The organism is Burkholderiales bacterium (assembly GCA_023511995.1).
Classification (GTDB): domain Bacteria; phylum Pseudomonadota; class Gammaproteobacteria; order Burkholderiales; family Thiobacteraceae; genus Thiobacter.
In genome coordinates this window covers 55,063-71,944 of record JAIMAL010000014.1, presented here as the reverse complement: position 1 = coordinate 71,944, position 16,882 = coordinate 55,063, and the positions used below count along the sequence as shown (strand labels likewise).

Annotated in this window: 18 protein-coding genes and 1 pseudogene; 13 read left to right on the top strand and 6 right to left on the bottom strand. The window is 66.4% G+C overall.

Features of this window, described 5'->3' with window-relative positions:
* The 5 genes and pseudogenes from K6T56_08675 to K6T56_08655 all read right to left on the bottom strand — a co-directional run.
* Positions 1-1,111: argininosuccinate synthase (locus K6T56_08675; protein ID MCL6556417.1), on the bottom strand; the 1,111-nt coding region annotated here is incomplete at its 3' end.
* A 9-nt stretch (positions 1,112-1,120) separates the two neighbouring features.
* Complete coding sequence (locus K6T56_08670; GenBank protein MCL6556416.1) at positions 1,121-1,354, bottom strand: DUF2283 domain-containing protein; 234 nt, start codon at positions 1,352-1,354, stop codon at positions 1,121-1,123.
* On the bottom strand, positions 1,351-2,277 hold the full coding sequence (gene argF / locus K6T56_08665; protein ID MCL6556415.1) for an ornithine carbamoyltransferase: 927 nt from the start codon (positions 2,275-2,277) through the stop codon (positions 1,351-1,353). The genes K6T56_08670 and argF overlap by 4 nt, the downstream gene beginning before the upstream one ends.
* A 7-nt stretch (positions 2,278-2,284) precedes the next feature.
* Positions 2,285-3,448: an acetylornithine transaminase gene (locus K6T56_08660; GenBank protein ID MCL6556414.1), complete on the bottom strand. Its 1,164-nt coding sequence runs from the start codon at positions 3,446-3,448 to the stop codon at positions 2,285-2,287.
* A 76-nt stretch (positions 3,449-3,524) separates the two neighbouring features.
* Positions 3,525-4,119: pseudogene (locus K6T56_08655) on the bottom strand (urate hydroxylase PuuD).
* 208 nt (positions 4,120-4,327) lie between these two features.
* Here K6T56_08655 and K6T56_08650 point away from each other — a divergent pair.
* The 4 genes from K6T56_08650 to K6T56_08635 all read left to right on the top strand — a co-directional run bounded on the left by K6T56_08650 (position 4,328) and on the right by K6T56_08635 (position 7,095).
* Positions 4,328-4,645 (top strand): DUF3579 domain-containing protein, encoded by a 318-nt coding sequence (locus K6T56_08650; protein MCL6556413.1) that lies wholly within the window; start codon positions 4,328-4,330, stop codon positions 4,643-4,645.
* 93 nt (positions 4,646-4,738) lie between these two features.
* Positions 4,739-5,686, top strand: a complete 948-nt coding sequence (gene gluQRS, locus K6T56_08645) for a tRNA glutamyl-Q(34) synthetase GluQRS (GenBank protein ID MCL6556412.1) — start codon at positions 4,739-4,741, stop codon at positions 5,684-5,686.
* Positions 5,683-6,567: an Hsp33 family molecular chaperone HslO gene (gene hslO / locus K6T56_08640; protein MCL6556411.1), complete on the top strand. Its 885-nt coding sequence runs from the start codon at positions 5,683-5,685 to the stop codon at positions 6,565-6,567. The genes gluQRS and hslO overlap by 4 nt, the downstream gene beginning before the upstream one ends.
* Positions 6,568-6,585: 18 nt before the next feature.
* A complete protein-coding gene (locus tag K6T56_08635) occupies positions 6,586-7,095 on the top strand; it encodes a hypothetical protein (protein ID MCL6556410.1) in 510 nt (169 codons plus the stop codon).
* Here the strand turns inward: K6T56_08635 and K6T56_08630 are convergent.
* The gene (locus tag K6T56_08630; GenBank protein MCL6556409.1) at positions 7,077-7,745 is read right to left on the bottom strand and encodes an energy-coupling factor ABC transporter permease; all 669 of its coding nucleotides are present in this window, start codon (positions 7,743-7,745) and stop codon (positions 7,077-7,079) included. The two genes, K6T56_08635 and K6T56_08630, sit on opposite strands and share 19 nt — an antisense overlap.
* Positions 7,746-7,806: 61 nt before the next feature.
* On the opposite strand from K6T56_08630, the gene K6T56_08625 reads away from it, so the two are divergent.
* The 9 genes from K6T56_08625 to panC are packed head-to-tail and all read left to right on the top strand — an operon-like array spanning position 7,807 to position 16,839.
* Positions 7,807-8,469, top strand: coding sequence for an HAD-IB family hydrolase (locus tag K6T56_08625; GenBank protein ID MCL6556408.1), 663 nt, complete (start codon positions 7,807-7,809; stop codon positions 8,467-8,469).
* Between the two features lie 48 nt (positions 8,470-8,517).
* On the top strand, positions 8,518-9,483 hold the full coding sequence (locus K6T56_08620) for an iron ABC transporter permease (GenBank protein MCL6556407.1): 966 nt from the start codon (positions 8,518-8,520) through the stop codon (positions 9,481-9,483).
* A complete protein-coding gene (locus K6T56_08615; protein ID MCL6556406.1) occupies positions 9,459-10,250 on the top strand; it encodes an ABC transporter ATP-binding protein in 792 nt (263 codons plus the stop codon). The genes K6T56_08620 and K6T56_08615 overlap by 25 nt, the downstream gene beginning before the upstream one ends.
* Positions 10,247-12,619, top strand: a complete 2,373-nt coding sequence (locus K6T56_08610) for an EAL domain-containing protein (GenBank protein ID MCL6556405.1) — start codon at positions 10,247-10,249, stop codon at positions 12,617-12,619. The genes K6T56_08615 and K6T56_08610 overlap by 4 nt, the downstream gene beginning before the upstream one ends.
* A gap of 54 nt (positions 12,620-12,673) precedes the next feature.
* The gene (pcnB, locus tag K6T56_08605) at positions 12,674-14,041 is read left to right on the top strand and encodes a polynucleotide adenylyltransferase PcnB (GenBank protein MCL6556404.1); all 1,368 of its coding nucleotides are present in this window, start codon (positions 12,674-12,676) and stop codon (positions 14,039-14,041) included.
* Entirely contained in the window at positions 14,038-14,547 is a 510-nt protein-coding gene (folK, locus tag K6T56_08600) for a 2-amino-4-hydroxy-6-hydroxymethyldihydropteridine diphosphokinase (GenBank protein MCL6556403.1), read from the top strand. The genes pcnB and folK overlap by 4 nt, the downstream gene beginning before the upstream one ends.
* Before the next feature lie 19 nt (positions 14,548-14,566).
* Complete coding sequence (locus K6T56_08595; GenBank protein MCL6556402.1) at positions 14,567-15,190, top strand: deoxynucleoside kinase; 624 nt, start codon at positions 14,567-14,569, stop codon at positions 15,188-15,190.
* A 2-nt stretch (positions 15,191-15,192) separates the two neighbouring features.
* Complete coding sequence (gene panB / locus K6T56_08590; GenBank protein ID MCL6556401.1) at positions 15,193-15,990, top strand: 3-methyl-2-oxobutanoate hydroxymethyltransferase; 798 nt, start codon at positions 15,193-15,195, stop codon at positions 15,988-15,990.
* Positions 15,991-15,993: 3 nt separating this feature from the next.
* Positions 15,994-16,839, top strand: a complete 846-nt coding sequence (panC, locus tag K6T56_08585) for a pantoate--beta-alanine ligase (GenBank protein MCL6556400.1) — start codon at positions 15,994-15,996, stop codon at positions 16,837-16,839.
* The last annotated feature ends 43 nt before the right edge of the window (positions 16,840-16,882 follow it).

Below are 16,882 nucleotides of genomic sequence, written 5' to 3'. Positions count from 1 at the left end.
CGATGGCGGGATCGAACAGGGAATCGCTGGGTGAATCCCGTCCCACCACCATGGCATTGCCCTTGTAGAGCTTGAGCCGCACCCAGCCATTGACGTGCTCCTGGGTGTGGTCGATGAGGGTCTGCAGGGCCCGGCGCTCCGGCGACCACCAGTATCCGTTATAGATCAGGCTGGCGTAGCGGGGCATGAGATCGTCCTTGAGATGGGCGACCTCCCGGTCCAGGGTAATGGATTCGATGGCACGGTGGGCCTTGAGCATGAGGGTGCCGCCCGGCGTTTCATAACAGCCGCGGGATTTCATGCCCACGTAGCGGTTTTCCACCAGGTCCAGGCGGCCGACCCCGTGCTTGCTGCCCAGGCGGTTGAGCTCGGCAAGCAAAGCGGCGGGGCTAAGCCGCCTGCCATTGACCGCCACCGGATCGCCCCGCTCGTATTCGATCTCCACGTATTCCGGTTCGTCCGGCGCCTTCTCCGGGGCCACCGTCCAGCGCCACATGTCCTCCTCCGGCTCGGCGGCGGGATTTTCCAGGTGGCGGCCCTCGTAGGAGATGTGCAGCAGATTGGCGTCCATGGAATACGGTGAGCCGCCCGCCTTGTGCTTCATTTCCACCGGGATGCCGTGGCTTTCAGCGTAGGCGAGCAGCTTCTCGCGGGAGGTGAGGTCCCATTCGCGCCAGGGGGCGATGATGCGGATGTCGGGCTTGAGGGCATAGGCCCCCAGCTCGAAGCGCACCTGATCGTTGCCCTTGCCGGTGGCGCCGTGGGCGATGGCATCGGCGCCGGTCAGCTCGGCGATCTCCACCAGCCGCTTGGCGATGAGGGGACGGGCGATGGAGGTGCCCAGCAGATATTCGCCCTCGTACACCGTATTGGCGCGGAACATGGGAAAGACGAAATCGCGGACGAATTCCTCGCGCAGGTCCTCGATGAAGATTTCCTTCACGCCGAGCTGGCGGGCCTTTTCCCGTGCCGGTTCCAGTTCCTCGCCCTGGCCGATGTCGGCGGTGAAGGTCACCACCTCGCATTGGTAGTGGTCCTGCAACCACTTGAGGATGACCGAGGTATCGAGGCCGCCGGAATAGGCGAGAACGACTTTCCTGACTTTGCTCATGATCGCCCTTCAATGGGTTGGATTCTGTTTCGTGAGGCTTTCCACCGGGCCGGGGAAGTTGCCCACGTTGAGATAGTCGAGATTGACGCGGCTGGTGGCCTGATCGATCTGGATGCCCACCGGCTCCCCGTCGGCGGCGTAGTTGATGGTGATGCCGGGCGCGGCCTCCCAGGCGGTTTCCGCCTCGCGGGGCTTCAGTTCGATATAGAGGGCATCCATCTCACGGAAATAGACGATGTTCATTTGGGGGTCTCGATGCGGCCAAGGAGAAGATATTCGAGCAGCGCCTTCTGGGTGTGCAGGCGGTTTTCCGCTTCATCCCAGACCACGCTTTGCGGCCCGTCGATCACTTCCGCCGCCACTTCCTCGCCACGGTGGGCCGGCAGACAGTGCATGAACAGGGCATCGGGCTTGGCCACGCGCATCATCTCGGCATCCACCTGCCAGTCGGCAAAAGCGCGCCGGCGTTCCTCGTCCTCGGCCTCGAAGCCCATGCTGGTCCACACGTCGGTGGTGACCAGATCGGCGCCCCGCGCCGCTTCCATGGGGTCGGCGAATTCCTCGTAGTGATCGGTGCCGTAAAGCCCGGCACGTTCCGGCTCCACCTCGTAACCCGGCGGCGTGGAGACATGCACGTTGAAATCGAACACCTCCGCCGCCTGCAGCCAGGTGTTGCAGACATTGTTGGAGTCGCCGATCCACGCCACCGTCTTGCCCTGGATGGAGCCACGATGCTCGATGTAGGTGTAGATGTCGGCCAGAATCTGGCAGGGATGATATTCGTTGGTGAGGCCGTTGATGACCGGCACCCGCGAATAGCGTGCGAAACGCTCGATGATCTCCTGCTCGAAGGTGCGGATCATGACGATGTCTGACATGCGGGAAATCACCTGCGCCGCATCCTCCACCGGTTCGCCCCGTCCCAGTTGCGAGTCACGGGTGTTGAGGTAGATGGCGCTGCCGCCCAACTGGTGCATGCCGGCCTCGAAGGACAGACGCGTGCGCGTGCTGGCCTTCTCGAAGATCATGACCAGGGTGCGGTCATGCAGGGGATGATAGGTCTTGTAGGCCTTGAACTGTTCCTTGATCCAGCGGGTGCGTTCGAAGAGATATTCGAATTCCTCCCGCGTCAGGTCCTTGAACTGCAGGAAATGCTTGATGGTCATGATTACCTCAGGGGGCGCCGAGGAAGGAGCGGATCACCGGCACCAGGCCCTCGATGAGCTGCTGCGCCTCCGCCTCGCGCAAAATCAGCGGCGGTACCAGGCGGATGACACGCTCGGAGGTGACATTGACCAGAAGCCCCGCTTCCCGCGCTCGGTCGACGATTTCCGCTGCGGGGCGATCCAGTTCGATGCCCATCATGAGGCCGAGGCCCCGCACCGCGACCACCCCGGCCACGCCGTCAAGCGCTGCCGCAAGCGCCTGCCGCAGGTAGGTTCCCACCTGCTGCACGTTTTGCAGCAGACCTTCCTCTTCGATGGTGGACAGCACTGCCAGCGCCGCCGCGCAGGCCAGGGGGTTGCCGCCGAAGGTGGAGCCATGGTTGCCGGGTTTGAACACTTCGGCGGCGCTCCCCCGCGCAAGACATGCCCCGATGGGCACGCCACCGCCCAGGCCCTTGGCCAGGGTCACCACGTCCGGCAGGACCGAGGTGTGCTGATAGGCAAACCAGGCGCCGGTGCGGCCGATGCCCGTTTGCACTTCGTCCAGCATCAGCAGCAGCCCCCGCTCGTCGCACAGCCGCCGCAGGCCCGGCAGGTAATCCGGGGCGGGCAGGTTGATGCCGCCTTCACCCTGGATCGGCTCCACCAGGATGGCGACGATGTTGGCATTGTGTTCCACCGCCTGGCGCGCCGCCTCCAGATCGTTGAAGGGAACGCGGGCAAAGCCGCTCACCAGGGGCTCGAAACCGGCCTGCACCTTGCGGCTGCCGGTGGCGGTGAGGGTGGCCAGCGTCCGGCCGTGAAAGCTTTTCTCCGTCACCAGGATGGTGGGCAGATCGATGCCCTTGCGGTGGCCGTAGAGGCGGGCCAGCTTGATGGCCGCCTCGTTGGCCTCGGCACCGGAATTGCAGAAGAAGGCGCGGTCCATGCCGGCAAGCCCGCACAGGCGTTCGGCGAGGGCTTCCTGCAGGGGGATAACGTAGAGATTGGAGGTGTGGATCACCTGCCGTGCCTGTTCGCACAGGGCCTGGGCGAGCCGGGGATGGGCATGACCCAAGGTGTTCACGGCGACACCGGCGACGGCATCCAGATAGCGCTTGCCGTCGGTGTCCCACAGCCACACACCCTCACCCCGGGCGAAGGCCACGGGCTGGCGGGCGTAGGTGTTCATGAGGTGTGACATTTCCGATCCACCAAAAAGCGCACGGCGGCCAAAGCCGCCGTGCGTGTCCGCGGAAAAGCCTAGTTTAGCCGAAAACGACGCCGCTGTGCTGCCAGCCGTAGGCCATGAAGAAGAGCATGGGGATGGACAGCATGGTGTTGAAGCGGGAAGCCAGGAACGCCACCCGGCGGGCCTTGGCTTTCTCCTCGTCGCTGGCGGGGGCGAGACCCAGGATTTTCTTCTGGTTGGGCCAGATCAGCACCCACACGTTGAAGAGCATGATGGTGCCAAGCCAGGCGCCGATGCCGATGCCGGCAAAGCCATGCTGCAGGGTGAAGGCAGGCACGAAATGCTGCCCCAGGATGGCGGCGCCGGCCAGCCAGGTCACCACGGCCGCCCAGCGGAAGAAGAGCAGGGCGCGGGGTGCCACGTGCTTGGTGATGCCGGCGGCGGTGCCGTCCTCGGTGGCCGCCTTGAGGGCGGCGACCTGGACGAAGTTGAAGTAATAAAGCAGGCCGATCCACATGACACCGGCCATGACGTGAATCCAACGGGCAAGTGCGAGTTCCATGGTTTATTCTCCCTTACATCAGAAAGTTTTTGACGATGACGTAGAGCACCAGGGTCAGCACGAGCCCCGAAATGACCGTGCCCCACAGGGAGTCGAGGGGATTTTTCATTGTGATTCCTCCTTGAGATAGGGTGTTTGGCGGGGGGAAACTTTAGCGATTCCCTCGGATATTTTTGCCGAAAGCGCGGTCTCACGCAAGGAGAAGCTTCAACCGGGGTACGGGGCGCGGCCCTCAAGTGTTTGACGCGACGACCGAAAAAGTCATGCAACGGCTCCTGCTTGGCGGCAGGGGGTAACGATCGTATAATCGTTATATTATGAAAATCTCAACTTCTGATCTCATCATCAAGGGCGTCACCACCACCGGGCGCAAATTCCGGCCCAGTGACTGGGCGGAACGGCTGTCCGGTGTCATGTCGGAATTCGGCGTGGACAACCGGGTGAGCTATTCCCCCTATGTGCGGCCGGTGGTCCTCGAAGGCGTGAGCTGTGTGGTGGTCGCCAAGAAACTCAAGGACGTGGATCCGCGCGCCTACCGCTTTCTCCTGGATTTCGCCCGGGACAACGATCTCACCGTGATCGACGGCGCGGTCTGGGTGACCACTCGCGGCGCCGAGGTGGCCGGCAGCGCCTGAAACGGCCCCCGGGCGTGGGGTAAGCTCTGTCCCCCTCTGGGCCGGCGCGTGGGGTGGTTCCCCGGCAGGCGGCCGGCGCGGATAATTGCCCCCATGTCGTTCGCGCACTTGCCGGCTCCTTCCGCCTACCGCGGCCGCTTCGCGCCTTCCCCTTCGGGTCCCCTGCACTTCGGCTCCCTGGTCACCGCCGTGGGGAGCTATCTCGATGCGCGCCACCACGGCGGGGCCTGGTATCTGCGTATCGATGATCTCGATGCCCCGCGGGTGGTGCCGGGCGCAGCCGATGCCATCCTGCGCACCCTGGAGGCTTACGGCTTTGCGTGGGACGGGGAGGTGGGCTTCCAGAGCCGGCGCAGCGAAGCCTATGCCCGGGCGCTGGCCGCCCTGGAGCGGCTGGGGGTGGTCTATCCCTGTGGCTGCTCGCGGCGGGAAATCGCCGATTCCAGCGTAAGGGGGCCGGGGGCGGCGGTCTATCCCGGCACCTGCCGCGAAGGCCTTGCGCCAGGCCGGCAGGCGCGGGCGATCCGGGTCAGCACCGCCGGTGCCCACATCGCCTTCCACGACCGCCTGCAGGGCGCCATCACCGTGGACCTGGCGCGGGAAGTGGGGGATTTCGTCGTGCGCCGGGCGGATGGGCCCTTCGCCTATCAGCTCGCGGTGGTGGTGGACGATGCCGAACTCGGCATCACCGACGTGGTGCGGGGGGCCGATCTCCTCGATTCCACCGCCCGCCAGATTCACCTGCAGCGCCTTTTGGGGCTGCCCACACCACGCTACCTGCACCTGCCGGTGGTGGTGAACGCCCTAGGAGAGAAGCTTTCCAAGCAAACGCTGGCACCACCCCTCAAAACCTCCACGGCGGCCCGCGCCCTTACCCAGGCGCTGCATTTCCTCGGTCAGGCGCCGCCGGTGGAGCTTGAGCGGGCGCCGGTGGCGGAAGTCTGGGCCTGGGCGTTGGCACACTGGGACCCCACGCGCCTGCCCCGGCTGCGCACGGCCCACGCACCGGAACAGGACCCCTTGAGCCGGCTTGAGCCATGAGCGACACCGATACGCTGCAACGTTTTCTTTTCGAACGAAGCGGGGTGCGGGGCGAGCTCGTGCGCCTTTCCGCCACCTGGCAGGCGGTGTGCGCCCGCCAGGCCTATCCCCCGGCGATCGGCCGGGTGCTGGGGGAGATGATGGCCGCGGCCGCCCTGCTGGCTGCCACCCTCAAATTCCGGGGGGCGCTGGTGATGCAAATCCAGGGCAGCGGCCCCCTGCGCCTGCTGGTGGCGGAGTGCACCGCCGGGCTGGCCCTGCGCGCCACGGCGCAATGGGCAGGGGAACCCACAGGCGATTTCGCGCAACTTGTGGGCGAGGGGCGGTTTGCCATCACCCTCGATCCCCGGGACGGGCGCCCCGCCTATCAGGGGATCGTGGCGGTCGAAGGGGGGAGTGTGGCCAGGACCCTGGAACACTACATGGCCCGTTCGGAACAGCTGCCCACGCGTCTCATCCTGACGGCGGAGGGCGGGGTGGCCGCCGGCCTGCTGCTTCAGCGGCTGCCCGGCTCTTCTGGCGCGGACCCCTCGAGGGAAGCCGACGATTGGGAGCGGTTGAGCCACCTGGCGGCCACCCTCACCCCAGGGGAGCTCGTTCGTCTCCCGTTCCAGGAGATTCTGCGCCGCCTCTTTCACGAGGAGGATGTGCGTCTTTTCGACCCCGAGCCGGTCCATTTCGCCTGTTCCTGCTCCCGGGCGAAGGTCGCCGACATGCTGCGGCTCCTGGGGCGGGAGGAGGTAACGGAGATTCTTGCCGAACAGGGGCGGGTGACGGTCACCTGCGAATTCTGCAACCAGCGTTATGAATTCGACGCGGTGGATGTGGCGCAGCTTTTCGCCTCGCCGCTATTGACTCCTGCCGCCCCGCTGCGCCATTGAGGGGGGCGGGTGCGGCGGTTGGCCCTTTTCTTTCTGCTCGCCCTTACCGCCGACACCGCCGCTTTCGCCTTGCGCGGCAGGCTCAGCGAATTCATCGACAGCGCCGCCTGGCTTCTGCTCTTCGCCCTCTTCCTTCTGGAAACCCTGCCCCGCCGGGCCTTCGCCGGGCGTTCCGTGACGGCGGTGCACCTTTTGCGTTTCCTCGCCACCGCTGCCGTGCTCTGGGCGGCCGTTGCCTATGGCCTCGAGGGGGAGTGGGCGGATGCCTTGCAGGCCTGGCTGTGGATTGGGGTGGTGATCCTGCTCGAGGTGGAACTGCGCTTTGACCGGCCGGCCCTGCGTCCCCTGTTCGTGGTGGCCGCTGGCCTGCTCTATGGGGCGCTTCTCCTTTTCATCCCCTATTGGCTGTGGCAGGGGGAGTGGCTCGATGCCCTCGATGCGGCCCTGTGGCTTGCCGCCTTCTTCCTGCTGGAGCTCGACGTGTTGGGGCGGATGTCGGCGCCTGCGCCTCAGCGGTTCCGCAGATAGCGCTGGTCGTCGAAGGTTACGACCCACTGCGGCCGATAGACCGCCATGAGGGTGATGGCCATGCCGCTCAGGATGGCTTCCGACCAGCCCATGAGGATGAAATAGGGCAGGTAGTGGCTGGTGAGGTAGTCGAGGGAATAGGTGGCGGAGAGGGCCATCACCGCGGTGGCCGCAAGTCCCGTGGCAGCCATGGCCAGCGCACCGCCGAAGAAGGCGCAGAGGAAGACATAGACCATGAAATGGTTGGGCAGGTGGCGGTCCACGAAGCGGAAAATGGCATGGCTCACCGCCACCGGCACCGCCCCCATGACCAGGAAGTTGAGGGAGAGCGCCTGCCAGGCGATGGACTCGGCGGCCAGGGTGGTGCCCAGCACCACCAGGGCCAGATCGAGGAGGGCAAGGGGCCAACCGAACATGAGGGTGAGCACGGTGGCGCCGAGGATATGGAAATCGAGCCCGGGTTTGACGCCGGTCTTGATGCTCCACAAGACCATCAGCGACACCGCCGAGGCGAGCAAAAGATGCAGGCGCCAGGGGGTGCGCAGCGTCCCCCAGGGCACGCGCCGCGCGGCCACGGCCAAGAGACCCAAAGCAGCGAAATGGGCAACCAAGTACCAGGCGGCGGGCAGCAGGTGATCCGGGATGTTCATGGCGCGGGCAGGGGAAGGAAGGGCATTTTACGCTATACTGGCCGCCCATCCCATGACCATCATGCGTCTTGCCCTCTTCGACCTCGACAACACCCTGCTTGCCGGCGACAGCGATTTCGAGTGGGCGCAGTTTCTCATCGACAAGGGCGTGCTCGACCGCGAAGTGTACGAGGCGCGCAATCAGGCCTTCTACGCCCAGTACCGGGCCGGCACCCTGGACATCCACGCCTTCCTGGATTTCCAGCTCAAGCCCTTATCCCGTCATCCCCGCGCCCAGCTGGACGCCTGGCATCGGGAATTCATGGACCGGCGTATCCGGCCGCTCATCCTGCCCAAGGCGCGGCAGCTGGTGGAGCGGCACCGGCAGGCGGGGGATGAGTGCATCATCATCACCGCCACCAACAGTTTCGTCACCCGTCCCATCGCCCGGGAATTCGGCATCACCCATCTCATCGCCACCGAACCGGAGGAGGTGGACGGCGAATTCACCGGCCGGGTGCAGGGCATCCCCAGCTTCCGCGAAGGCAAGGTCAAGCGGCTCGAGGAGTGGCTCAACCAGCGCCACCTGCGGCTTGCCGACATGGAGGCGAGCCATTTCTACAGCGACAGCCACAATGACCTTTTTCTCCTGGAACGGGTGACCCATCCGGTGGCCGTGGATGCCGACGAAGAGCTCAAGCGGGTTGCCCGCGCGCGGGGCTGGCCGCTCATCAGTCTGCGCTAGCGCCCCATGGCCCCGTGGGTTGCGCAAAGGGAAAGCAGCCGGCAAACCCTGCCCATGGCCCGCCCCGCCTTGCTCTTCTTTCTCCTTGTCGTCCTCGCCGTGCTGGCGGTGGGGGCCGGGCTTGCCGGCGGCAGCGTTTCCCTGGCGCCCATGGAAGTGCTCCATGGGCTCTTTACGCCGGATGGGGGGTTGGCTGCCCGCATCGTCTGGGAGCTTCGGCTGCCGCGGGTGTTGGCTGCGTTCGCCTGTGGGGCGCTCCTGGCGGTGGCGGGGGTGTTGTTGCAGGTCCTGGTGCGCAACCCTCTCGCCGAGCCCTACATCCTCGGCGTCTCCGGCGGGGCGACGCTGGCGGCCCTGACGGCGGTGCTGCTGGGGGCGGCGGTGGCGGGGGTGCAGGCGGCGGCCTTTGCCGGGGCGGTGGTGGCCACGGTGGCGGTGTTTGCCTTAAGCGGCGCATGGAATCCTTTCCGCCTCCTGCTCACCGGCGTGGTGCTGTCGGCGGGGTTCAGCGCGGCGGTCAGCCTACTGCTGGCGCTGGCGCCGGCAATGGACAGCCGCGGCATGCTCTTCTGGCTCATGGGAGACTTGAGTGGGGCGACGCGGCCGCTTCTCCTGTGGCTCGTATTGGGGGCCTGTCTTGCTGCGATGATGGGCCAATCCCGGGCCCTGGACGTCTTCACCGCCGGGGAATTGCAGGCCCGGGCGCTGGGGGTGGCGGTGCGCCCCCTGCAGACGGGGCTCTTCGTCACCGCTTCCCTGGCCACTGCCGTGGTGGTGGCGCAAGCGGGGCCGGTGGGCTTCGTCGGCCTTGTCGTCCCCCATGCGCTGCGGCTTCTGGGGCTTTCCGCTCACCGCTGGCTGCTGCCGGCGGCGGCGGTGAGCGGCGGCGCCTTCCTCACCTTGGCCGATCTCGCCGCCCGCAGCGCCTACGCCCCCCAGCAGCTGCCGGTGGGCGTCTTCACCGCCCTCATCGGCGTGCCGGTGTTGCTGTGGCTTTTGCATCGGGGGCGGTGATGCTGGAGGTGCGGGGGCTTGAGCTGGCGCTGGCCGGGCGGAAGCTGGTGTCGGGGCTGTCGGCGCGTTTCAAGCCCGGCGAAATCTGGGCGATACTGGGCAAAAATGGCGCCGGCAAGACCACCCTGCTTCACACCCTGGCCGGCTTGCGTGCCCCCGATGGGGGCGAGGTGTGGCTCGATGGCATGTCTCTTGCAGGATTTTCCCGGCGGGAGCTCGCCCGGCGGCGGGCTCTCCTGCTGCAGGAGGAGCCGGAAAACTTCTTCGGCACCGTCTTCGAATGGGTGCGCCTTGCCCGCTATCCCCACGCCGGGCCGTTTCCGGGAGCCGGCGAGGAGGCGCGGGTGCGGGCAGCACTGGCGGAGGTGGGGGTGGCCGGGTTTGCGGCGCGACGGCTCGACACCCTGTCGGGGGGCGAGCGGCAGCGGGTGCGGCTGGCCATGGTGTTGGCCCAGGAGGCGCCGGTGATGCTCCTCGACGAGCCGCTGCGGCATCTGGATTTGTGCGCCCAGTTCGCCCTGCTGACGCGCTTTTCCGCCCTCGCCCGGCGCGAGCGGCGACTTTTGCTGATGGTGCTGCATGATGTCTATTGGGCCTCGCGTTTCTGCGACAAGACGCTGCTTCTGTTTGGCGACGGCCGCACCGAACAGGGGGAAAGCACGGCGGTGCTAAACCGGGACAACGTGGAAGCCCTCTACGGCTGCCCCCTTGAGGGGGTGGAGGGCGCCGGAGGACGCCTGTTTCTGCCCCGGGGGGAGGCGCCATGAGATTCGGCCTGCCGCGCACCCTCCACATGCGGCTGGTGCTGGCCATCGCCCTCATCCAGCTTCTGGCGGTGGGGGCCTTTGCCGCCTACTGGCTGGCCAGCGAGGTGAGCAATGCCGTGGATGCGCGGCGTGTTACCGCCCACCGTCTCCTCAACCTGGTGACCCCGGCGGTGCAGGAGGCGCTTGCCCAGGGGGATGAGGCAGCCCTCGCCCAATATCTGGAAAGGGTGGCGCTGGACCCCCAGGTCGCCGGCCTGAGCCTGCGCGATGTCAGCGGGCGGCTGCGTTTCGAACGACGCCTGCGGGATGCGTCCCTGCATCCTCTGGCGGCCTGGTTCGAGGCCCAACCGGCTTTTCCCTTGACCCGGCAGTTGGGGCCCGCCGCCTCCCCCCTTGGCGTGTTGAGTCTCATGCCCGCCAATGCGCCGGTCAATCGGCGGGTGGAGGCGGCGATGGAGGAGGTGCTGCTGTTCTTTTTCATCGTGCTCGCCCTCGACCTCATCGCCACTCAGCTCATCATCCGCTTCTTCGTCGCGCCCCTGAAACCCCTCACCGAAATGGCCATGAACGTGAGCCAGGGGCTGCTCGACAGTACCGTGCTGCCCGAGCCCACCGCCTCGGAGGAGGTGAAGCAGGTAGGGCTTGCCTTGGTGACCAGCGCCCGCATGCTGCAAAAACAAATCCGCGATCTGGAGCTCACCCGCGCCCGTCTGGCGGAGAACGAACTGCGTCTGCGCAATCTGGTGAACAGCATGCGCGAAGTGCTGCTGGAACTGGATGCCCACGGCAACATCCGCTTCCTCAATCCAGCCTGGGAGAAACTCACCCAGCATCCCTTGGCGGATTGTCTCAACCGGCCGTTTTCCCGCTTCCTGCGCCAACCACCGCAGCAGGCGATGTTCGTCTTCGGCCGTCTGGAGTCGTTGCCGCTGGAAGACCTGCAACTGGAGGTGGCGGCGCGGGACGGCCACACCGTCTGGATGCGCATGCACGGCAGTCTGCAGCGCGACCCGGAGGGGCGCGTGACCGGGCTGGTTGCCACGCTGGAGGACGTGACGGAGGAGATGCGCCTCAAGGCCCTGGAGCGCCAGCACGAACAGGAATTGCTGCAGTTGTCCATCACCGATCCCCTCACCGGTGTCTACAACCGGCGCCACTTCGACGAGGTGATCCGCAATCTGCTGCAGATGAACCTGGCGCGGGCGCGCCCCTTGGCCTTGCTCATCATCGACATCGATGGCTTCAAGTTCATCAACGACACCTATGGCCATCCGGTGGGGGACGAAGTGCTGCGGCGCGTGGCCGAGGCATTGCGTGCCCACGCCGGACAGGGCGTGGTGGCGCGGCTGGCGGGGGACGAGTTCGCCGTCATCCTGCCCGGCCATGGGGCGGAGATGGCGGGGGAGGCGGCGCGCCGGCTGCACGAGCATCTGGGCAGGATCGTCATCGACCTGCCGGTGGGGCATCTGCGCATTCAGACTTCCATTGGCGTCGCCTCCGCGCCTGCCTTCGGCAGTACTGCCCAGGAGCTGGTGCGTGCGGCGGATGTGGCGCTCTATCACGCGAAGAAAAACGGCCGCAACCGGGTGGATGTGCTCTCCCCGGACATCGGCGAGGCCATCATGGAAATCTTCTCCCAGGGTTTCGAGCTGCGCCGGGCCCTGGAGGAGGGCCTCATCGCGCCCTTCCTGCAACCCATCCGGGAACTTTCGGCGGGAGGTGTCGCGGCCTATGAGGTGCTCACCCGTCTCAAGCGGGGTGAGGAATACGTGCCGGCGGATGAGTTCGTGCTGGTCGCCGAGGATCTGGGACTCATCCGCGACATGGACCTCTTCGTCATCGACCGCGCGCTGCGGGCGGTGCCCCGGGACATCCCGCTCTTTCTCAACATCAGCCTCAATTCCTTCCAGTCACCCGAATTTTTCGAGGAATTCCGCGCCCTGCTGCAGTCCCCCCTGGCGGCGGGCCGGCCGCTCACCATCGAGCTCACGGAAAGGCAGACGACGGACATGGGGGGCGATTTCCTGCGTCTTGTGCAGGAGTTGCGGGCGCGGGGTGTGACCATCGCCCTGGACGATTTCGGCGCCGGCTATTCCACCTATGCCTACCTGCGGGCGCTCAAGCCCGACTTCGTCAAGATCGACGGCAGTTTCGTGCAGAAGATCCTCACCGATCCCCAGGACCGGCGCATTGTCGCCCATATCCATGAGCTTGCCGTCAGTTTCGGCGCCCGCACCATCGCCGAACACGTGGAGGACGAAGCGACCCGGGAGGCCCTGGCGAGAATGGGCGTCCATTATGGTCAGGGCTGGCTCTTCGGCCGGCCGCAGCGGGTGGAGGAATACCTGGGGCGGGTGGATGTGGCCTGAAGCTTGCCCTTTGCCATGGCCTCGGCGACAATTCCCGCCTTTCCCGACCATCCTATGATCCAAAGACTCATCCGGCGACTTTTGCGGCGCGCCGACCGTCCCGTCATCCTGCCCCTGGCCAAGCACGGCATCACGCCGGATCGCATCAGCCCCTGCGCCCTGATGGTGTGTGAGACCCTGCAGCGGGCCGGCTACAAGGCCTTCGTGGTGGGCGGAGCGGTGCGGGATCTGCTGATGGGGAAAACGCCCAAGGATTTCGACGTGGCCACCGACGCGCGGCCGGAGGAGGTGCGCCGCCTCTTCCGCCGTTCCCGCATCATCGGCCGCCGCTTCCGTATCGTGCACGTGACGTGTGGCCGGGAGACGGTGGAGGTCACCACCTTCCGCGGTCAGGGCGCACCGCCCCCCGAGGAAAGGGGAGAGCTCGACGAGGAGGAAACCTCCGTTGAGGAACGTTTGGTCGCGGAGAACGGCCGGCTTCTGCGCGACAATGTCTTCGGCACCCAGGCCGATGATGCGGCGCGGCGGGATTTCACCATCAATGCCCTCTATTACGATCCCGCCAAGGGGGAAATCTGGGATTACCAGAACGGCGTGGCGGACCTGCGGCGGGGTGTGCTACGCATCATCGGCGATCCCGAGACCCGTTACCGCGAGGACCCGGTGCGCATGCTGCGCGCGGTGCGCCTGGCCGCCAAGCTGGATTTCCGGCTGGATGCGGCCACCCGCAAGCCCATTCGCGCCCTGGCGCCACTGCTGCTCGACGTGCCCAAGGCGCGAATTTTCGATGAGATGCTCAAGCTCTTCCTCTCCGGCCACGCCCTGGCCAGTGCACGGCGGCTGCGGCAGGAAGGCCTGCATCACGGCATCCTGCCGCTTCTCGACGTGGTGCTGGAACAACCCCTGGGCGAGCGCTTCGTCACCGCGGCGCTGAAGAACACCGATGAGCGCATCGCCGCGGACAAGCCCGTCTCCCCGGCCTTCCTCTTCGCCGCGCTGCTGTGGCACGAGGTGCTGGCCAAACAGCAGAAATTCCAGGAGGCGGGCCAGTCCCCCGTGGCCGCCCTGCAGCAGGCCGTCGAGGAGGTGATCGAGGTGCAGGTGGAGACCCTGGCCATTCCCCGCCGCTATACCGCCGTCATGCGGGAGATCTGGTATATGCAGCCCCGTTTCCTCCAGCGCGCCGGGCAGCGTCCCTTCCGCCTGCTGGAGCAGCCGCGTTTCCGCGCCGCCTATGATTTCCTCCTGCTCCGCTGTGAAAGCGGGGAGCTCGACCCCGCCATCTGTCAGTGGTGGGAGACCTTCCAACATGCCTCCCCCGAGGAGCGGGCGCGCATGCTGGTGAGAAGCGAAGCTACGCCGCGCCGGCGGCGCCGGCGCCGGCGCAAGCCCACCGCCGCCGCCCCGGCCGAATCTCCATGACTGACCCCGCCATTGCCCCCGTCAGCGAGCGCGCCTTCGTCGCGCTGGGCAGCAATCTCGCCAATCCCGCGGCGCAGGTCACGCGTGCAATCGAGCGGCTTGCCACCCTGCCGCAGACCCGGCTGCTTGCCCGTTCCTCCCTCTATCGCACGGCGCCGGTGGGCTACGCCCATCAACCCGACTTCATCAACGCCGTGGTGCTGCTTAAGACGACGCTTACGCCCGCCGCTTTGCTGGCGGCGCTTCTGGAACTGGAAGCGTCCTTCGGCCGGAAGCGGGCATTCCGCAACGCGCCCCGCGTGCTCGACCTCGATCTGCTCCTCTATGGCGAGCTCATCCATCACGAGCCGGGACTCACGCTGCCCCATCCGCGCATGCATGAACGCGCCTTCGTCCTCGCCCCGTTGGTGGAGATCGCCCCCGATTGCATCATCCCCGGCCGGGGGCCGGCGCGAAATCTTCTTAAGGGCTGCCTCCACCAAGGGGTCCAGCGCATTGCCGCCTGACACCGTGGACCGGCCCGCCTTGCCCGGCTATATCGCAGTGGAAGGCCCCATCGGCGCTGGCAAGACCAGCCTCGCGCGCCGGCTGGCCGAACACCTGGGGGCAAGACTCGTGCTCGAGGCGGCAGAGTCCAATCCCTTCCTGCCCCGCTTCTACGAGGATCGCGCACGGCACGCCCTGCCGACGCAGTTGTTTTTCCTCTTCCAGCGGGTGGAACAGATGCGCGAGCTTCTCCAGCGGGATCTCTTCGCCGGTCCCGTGGTGACGGATTTCATGCTGGACAAGGACCCGCTTTTCGCCCGGCTCACGCTTTCCGAGGACGAATACCGCCTCTATCAGAAAATCCACGCCACATTGGCGCCACAAAGTCCGCTGCCCGATCTGGTAATCTATCTCCAGGCGCCGGTGGAAGTGCTCGTGGAGCGCGTGCGGGCACGGGGCATCGGCTACGAGCAGGGCATCGACCGGGAGTATCTCGCCCGCCTGTCCGACGCCTATGCCCGGTATTTCTACCACTACGAGGCCTCCCCGCTGATGATCGTCAACAGCGAACATCTCAATTTCGTGGACGACACGGGGGACTTCGACTGGCTGCTCGCCCGCCTCCCCCATGTGCGCGGGCGCGAGTTCGTCAACCGCGGCTGAACATGGCACGCCACACCCTCAGCACACTCAGGCAGATGGCGCGCGCCGGCGAGCGCATCGCTTGTCTGACCTGCTATGACGCAAGCTTTGCCAGGCTACTGGAGGCGGCGGGCGTGGATGTGCTCCTGGTGGGGGACTCCCTGGGGATGGTGCTGCAGGGGCGGGATTCCACCCTGGCGGTGAGCCTTGAGGAGATGGAGTATCACACCCGCTGTGTGGCGCGGGGATCGAACCGGGCGTTCATCATCGCCGATCTGCCCTTCGGCAGCTACCAGGGCTCGCCGCAGGAGGCCTTTGCCAGCGCCGCGCGGCTCATGCGTGCCGGCGCCCACATGGTCAAGCTGGAGGGCGGCCGGGTGATGGAGGAGACCGTGCGCTTTCTGGTGGAACGGGGTATTCCCGTCTGCGGCCATCTGGGGCTGCTGCCCCAATCCGTGCACCAGGTGGGCGGTTGGCGCGTGCAGGGGCGGGAGGAGGCGGAAGCGGCGCAACTGCTGGCCGATGCGCGCATCCTGGATCAGGCGGGGGTGGGGCTGATGGTGCTGGAGATGACCACGCGCGCACTGGCACGGAGCATCACTGCCTCCATCAGCGCGCCCACCATCGGCATCGGTGCCGGACCGGATTGCAGTGGCCAGGTCCTGGTGCTCTACGACATGCTGGGCATCTATGGCGGCAGGGTACCCCGCTTCGTGCGCAACTTCATGCCGGGGGCGGATAGCATCGAGGCCGCCGTCGCCGCATATGTGCGGGCGGTGAAGGACGGCAGCTTTCCCGCTGCCGAGCACGGTTTCGACTGAATCATGGACGTCATCGCCAGCATCCACGCCCTGGACGAACGCTTGAGCGAGGCCGGCCGCATCGCCTTCGTGCCCACCATGGGCAATCTGCACGAAGGTCACCTGGAACTGGTGCGGCTGGCGCGTGCCCATGGCGACACAGTGGTGGTCAGCATCTTCGTCAATCCCCTGCAGTTCGGCCCCAACGAGGATTACCACCGGTATCCACGCACTCTGGCCGAGGATTGCGCGAAGCTGGAAGTCATCGGCTGCGACGTGGTGTTTGCGCCCACGGTGGCCGAAATGTATCCCACCCCGCAACAGACGGAAATCCTGCCGCCGCCGGTGGCCGACGAGTTGTGCGGCGCCTTCCGCCCGGGACATTTCCGCGGTGTGGCCACGGTGGTGGCCAAGCTGTTCAACATCGTGCAGCCCACCGTGGCCGTCTTCGGCAAGAAGGATTACCAGCAGCTTTTCATCATCCGCACCATGGTGCGGGAGCTCAACTTCCCCATCCAGATCGTGGCGGGGGAGACGGTGCGCGCCGAAGACGGGCTGGCGCTGTCTTCCCGCAATGCCTATCTCTCGGCCGCCGAACGGGCCGAGGCACCACGCCTCTACCGCACCCTCTGTGCCGCGGCGGAGGCAATCGGCAGGGGCGATCGGGATTTCCCCCTCATCGAAGCCAACGCCCGTAGCGAACTGGAGGCCCACGGCTGGCGCGTGGATTATGTCTCTGTGCGCGATGGAGCCACCCTTGCCGTGCCTGGCGCGCAGACCCGGCAGTTCGTCGTGCTGGCGGCCGCCTGGCTGGGGGACACCCGCCTCATCGACAACGTCGAGGTGCCTGGCCCTGCGCTTCCGGCCTGAGGGGCGAGAGGGTATAATCCGCCTCCCTTTCCACCTCTGAGAC

Coding starts and splice junctions, on each gene's coding strand:
- K6T56_08670 (MCL6556416.1), bottom strand. CDS start 1,354: ATGAACATCGTCTATTTCCGTGAGATGGATGCCCTCTATATCGAACTG.
- argF (MCL6556415.1), bottom strand. CDS start 2,277: ATGACCATCAAGCATTTCCTGCAGTTCAAGGACCTGACGCGGGAGGAA.
- K6T56_08660 (MCL6556414.1), bottom strand. CDS start 3,448: ATGAACACCTACGCCCGCCAGCCCGTGGCCTTCGCCCGGGGTGAGGGT.
- K6T56_08650 (MCL6556413.1), top strand. CDS start 4,328: ATGAAAATCTCAACTTCTGATCTCATCATCAAGGGCGTCACCACCACC.
- gluQRS (MCL6556412.1), top strand. CDS start 4,739: ATGTCGTTCGCGCACTTGCCGGCTCCTTCCGCCTACCGCGGCCGCTTC.
- hslO (MCL6556411.1), top strand. CDS start 5,683: ATGAGCGACACCGATACGCTGCAACGTTTTCTTTTCGAACGAAGCGGG.
- K6T56_08630 (MCL6556409.1), bottom strand. CDS start 7,745: ATGAACATCCCGGATCACCTGCTGCCCGCCGCCTGGTACTTGGTTGCC.
- K6T56_08625 (MCL6556408.1), top strand. CDS start 7,807: ATGCGTCTTGCCCTCTTCGACCTCGACAACACCCTGCTTGCCGGCGAC.
- K6T56_08610 (MCL6556405.1), top strand. CDS start 10,247: ATGAGATTCGGCCTGCCGCGCACCCTCCACATGCGGCTGGTGCTGGCC.
- pcnB (MCL6556404.1), top strand. CDS start 12,674: ATGATCCAAAGACTCATCCGGCGACTTTTGCGGCGCGCCGACCGTCCC.
- folK (MCL6556403.1), top strand. CDS start 14,038: ATGACTGACCCCGCCATTGCCCCCGTCAGCGAGCGCGCCTTCGTCGCG.
- panB (MCL6556401.1), top strand. CDS start 15,193: ATGGCACGCCACACCCTCAGCACACTCAGGCAGATGGCGCGCGCCGGC.
- panC (MCL6556400.1), top strand. CDS start 15,994: ATGGACGTCATCGCCAGCATCCACGCCCTGGACGAACGCTTGAGCGAG.